This window comes from Micromonospora sp. M51, from assembly GCF_018070305.1.
GTDB lineage: Bacteria > Actinomycetota > Actinomycetes > Mycobacteriales > Micromonosporaceae > Micromonospora > Micromonospora parva.
The window spans coordinates 1-3,360 of record NZ_JAGPXZ010000681.1 but is presented as its reverse complement, the minus strand read 5'-3'; the positions used below and the strand labels follow the sequence as shown (position 1 = coordinate 3,360).

2 protein-coding genes and 1 pseudogene are annotated in these 3,360 nt (G+C 73.9%); 1 reads left to right on the top strand and 2 read right to left on the bottom strand.

All coding sequences use genetic code 11. The features are described 5' to 3' along the window. Nucleotides 1-308: 308 nt before the first annotated feature. Complete coding sequence (locus KBX53_RS26970; protein ID WP_210862341.1) at nt 309-1,025, bottom strand: YoaK family protein; 717 nt, start codon at nt 1,023-1,025, stop codon at nt 309-311. 70 nt (nt 1,026-1,095) lie between these two features. Between KBX53_RS26970 and KBX53_RS26965 the strand changes: the two genes are divergently transcribed. After that, complete coding sequence (locus tag KBX53_RS26965; RefSeq protein ID WP_036412443.1) at nt 1,096-1,776, top strand: GntR family transcriptional regulator; 681 nt, start codon at nt 1,096-1,098, stop codon at nt 1,774-1,776. 23 nt (nt 1,777-1,799) lie between these two features. Here the strand turns inward: KBX53_RS26965 and KBX53_RS26960 are convergent. Continuing rightward, a pseudogene (locus KBX53_RS26960) lies at nt 1,800-3,302 on the bottom strand (gamma-glutamyltransferase family protein). Between the last annotated feature and the right edge of the window lie 58 nt (nt 3,303-3,360).

The window sequence follows — 3,360 nt, the reverse complement described above, 5'->3', positions numbered from 1 at the left end:
CCTTGCGCAGTGGGTCGGCAGCGCCGTTGCCCGGTGCGGGCGCGGCCACGGCGGCGCCGGTCGGCAGTGCGAGCACGATGGCCAGCGCCGCGCCGACGGCGCCCATGGCTCGACGTGTCAGCGGTCTGGGTCTGAGCATGACGTACGTCCCTCCCTCGGGCGGTCGCCCGGGAGGGCCGACACCGCCGTCGCCGATTCTCGGGCGACGGGCATCCGGTTGACCCGCAAGATCACTGGCGGAGCACGGACATGGCGGGTCTCCGCCATCCCGCGTTGGCCCCACCGACACCGGCGGGCCACCACCACGGTCAGCCCCGCATCCGCGCGGACACGACGATGACGAGCACCAGCGGCACCAGCGGCAGGGCCGGGGCGACGACCGGCAGGTGCAGGGCGACCAGGGCGCCGACCGCCGCGCCGACCATCAGGGCCAGCAGCACCTGCGCCTTGGGCCGCAGGCCGGCCCACGGGCTGCGGGCGGCGACCCCGGCGATCAGGCTGGTGAGCGTGCCGGTCAGGTACGTGGAGGACAGGCCGGAGACGCCGAAGCGTTGGATGGCGCTGCTCTGCACGCCCAACGCGACAGCGGACAGCATCAGCAGCGCCAGGTGCACGCGCGCGTCGGGGGCGTGCAGCGTGACCTCCCAGACGACGGCGAACACCACGAACACCGACAGCTCCAGGACCAGCGCCCAGGTGACCCGTCGAGGCCAGACCGGGTCGTCAGGCTGCGCCGAGCCGACGACGCGGGCGCCCGCGAGGACACCGACGATGAAGCTGACGATGGCGCAGCCCGACGTCAGGGCCAAATCGGCCTCGCCCCGGCCCGCCGAGAGCCCGAGCAGGACCATGTTGCCGGTCATCACGCTGGCGCCCGCGCCGCCGAGGGCGCGGAACCCGAGAGCGTCGGCGGTTCCGGTCAGGAAGGTGAGGACGACGACGAGCGCGTGCCGTCGGCGCAGCAGTCGATCGTCTGGGTGTGCGGCGACGTGGGGGCGGGTGACGCGGGGCGCTGTGCTCGACACTGTCGGCCACCTTCCGGTGATTGTTCTTCGTATACACTTTGTCCGGACACGTTCACGGAGAGGCGACCAGGTGGCTGAAGACCTACGGGACAAGCTCGGCGCGCAACACCTGCCGCTCCGCGATCAGGTCCTCGCCGCGCTGCGGACCGCCATCATCGACGGCGACTACCTTCCCGGGGAACGGCTCACCGAGGACCGGCTCGCCGAGGACTTCGGCGTCTCCCGCAACCCCGTCCGGGAGGCGCTGCGGGTCGCCGAGGCGGAGGGGTTCGTGGTGATCCTCCCCCGCCGGGGAGCTGTCGTCGCCTCACCGAGCAGCGGGACCATCGCCGACATGTTCGCCGTACGCGAGCGGCTGGAGGCGTTGGCCGCCCGGCTGGCCGCCGAGCGGGCCACCGCCGCCGACGTGGCGTCCCTGCGCGCCCTGCTCGACCAGGGCCGCGAGGCGACGCAGCGACAGGACCTGGCCCGGGTCGCCGAGCTCAACAGCACGCTGCACCTGCGCATCCTGCAGATCAGCGGAAACCCCTGGCTGTCGTCGATCGCCAAGTCGCTCTACCTCCATGTGCAGTGGATCTTCCGGCTCGGGGCGGCCGAACGGGCCCCCCACTCGTGGGCCGAGCACATCCAGCTCGTCGACGCCATCGAGTCGGGCGACGGCGACCGCGCCGAGCGGGCCGCGCTCAACCACCTCGACGCGGCCTCCGCCGCGGCCTACGAGAACGCCGAAGGCGGCTACGCCGCCCGCTGACGCTCAGGTGGCCGCGGCACCCGCTACCGGCCGCACGCGTAACCCTGCATCCCCCGGGGGTTCGCACCGGCGGCCAGCAGCCCGGTGGCCGGGTCGCGGGTCACCGCACAGAGCCGGCCCAGGCTCCACCCGTCGGTGACCCGCACCTCGTGCCCGTACGCCCGCAGCGCCGCCAGCACGCCCTCGTCGAGCCGGTCCTCCACCACCAGGACACCCGGCTGCATGTCGCGTGGATAGAACGACCCCGGCAGGCTGACCGTGTGCCACGCCGGCGCGTCGATGGCCTCCTGCAGACTCTGACCACCCACGAGGTGCCGCAGCAGGAACGGCAACTGCCACTGGTCCTGCTGGTCGCCACCGGGGGTGCCGCACGCCAGCACCGGCTCACCGTCGCGGTGCACCATCGTCGGGCTCAACGTCGTCCGCGGGCGACGGCCCGGTGCCAGCGACGAGGCCAGCCCCTCCTACAGCCAGAACATCTGCAACCTGCTGCCCAACGGGAAGCCGAGCTCCGGAATCGTCGGGGAGCTCTGCAACCAGCCGCCGCTGGGCGTCGCGGAGATCATGTTGCCCCAGCGGTCGACCACGTCCACGTGACACGTGTCGCCCCGGGTCACCCCGTCCGACTGCACCGTCGGCTCCCCCGTCGCGGCATCCGTCGACCCGGTACGCCGGACGGCACCGGGTCGGACGTGGGCCGGCAGGCGCGGCTGCGCACCGTCCGGACGCCCCGGCCGCAGCTCCGCCGACGCGCGGTCTCCGATCAGGGCGGCCCGCTCCCGCGCGTACTGCGGGGAGAGCAGCGCCTTGGCGGGCACGTCGACACCGTCGCCGTACCAGGCCTCCCGGTCGGCGAAGGCGAGCTTGAGCGCCTCGACCTGGGCGTGGACGCCGGCTGCGGTCCCCGGGTCGTACGCGCCCGGGTCGTCGAGCGCGTCCAGTGTGGCCAGTGACTCCAGCAGCACCGGGCCCTGACCCCAGAACCCGGTCTTCGCCACCGAGTAGCCGTGCCAGTCGAGGGTGGCGGGTGCCTCCCAGCTCGCCGAGTACGCCGCCAGGTCGTCGCCGGTGACCAGCCCGGCGTGCGGGCGTCCGCTGGAGTCCTGGAACGGTCGCCGGCTGAACGCGTCGATCGCCTCGGCGACGAAACCCGTGCTCCAGGCCCGGCGCGCCGCCTCGATCTGGGCCTCCCGGTCGACGCCGGCAGCCTGTCCCGCCTCGACGAGCCGACGCAGCGTGTCCGCGTACGCCGGGTTGGTGACCAACTCCCCCGCGGCCGGTGGCCGGCCGTCGCGCAGCCAGAGCGCGGCGGACGTGGGCCAGTGTTCCTCGAACAACGACCGGACGGCGGCCACCGTGTCACCGACCCGGCCCACCACCGGGTGCCCGGCGCCGGCGTAGCCGATGGCCGGTTCCAGCACCTCGGCGAGGGTGAGCGTGCCGTGCTCACGCAGCAGCAGGAGCCAGGCGTCCACGGCGCCGGGCACGGCCGCCGCGAGCGGGCCGGCGCCCGGGATGAGGTCCATCCCGAGGGACCGGAAGTGCGCGATGGTGGCGCCGGCCGGTGCCGGCAACGCGGAGATC